Below are 531 nucleotides of genomic sequence, written 5' to 3' on the forward strand. Positions count from 1 at the left end.
GGCTCATACAACAGGATGTCCATATTGCATTGAAGCTCATGTAGCTAAGTATAAAAAACTAGGTGGAACTATGGATGAGATTTTAGAAGCAGTGACTGTAGCAGCTGCACTTAAAGCTGGTGCTGCAATTAGTCATAGCGTAAACGCCATCAATGCCTTTGAAAGAGAGTAGAATTTTTGATTTTGTGATTTTAGAACACTAAAAAGAGGTGTAGACCGCATGGAAAAGTTGATAGACAATCCTACTATTCCAAAAAGTAATTATTCTTCAATGATAGACTTGTTATCACATAAAGTGATGATACATCCTGAAAAAGTAGTCTACACATTTTTATCTAATGATAACCAAGATGAAACTAATATTACCTATCAAGAACTTCATATGTATGCTAAGCAAATCGCTGCTTACCTACAACATTTAGGTTTAGAAGGACAACGAGCTCTTTTAATGTATCCATCGGGGATAGACTATGTTAAAGCCTTTCTAGGATGTATCTATGCGAATGTAATACCCGTACCTGTGTACCCTCC

Annotated in this window: 2 protein-coding genes; both read left to right on the forward strand. The window is 36.2% G+C overall.

Features of this window, described 5'->3' with window-relative positions; all coding sequences use genetic code 11:
- The coding region (locus AC1DWA_RS33205) for a carboxymuconolactone decarboxylase family protein (RefSeq protein ID WP_477917704.1) at positions 1 to 172 on the forward strand (172 nt) is incomplete at its 5' end.
- Between the two features lie 48 nt (positions 173 to 220).
- The coding region (locus AC1DWA_RS33210; RefSeq protein ID WP_477917702.1) for an AMP-binding protein at positions 221 to 531 on the forward strand (311 nt) is incomplete at its 3' end.

It is taken from the genome of Rhodococcus sp. P4_F3_2, assembly GCF_056401335.1.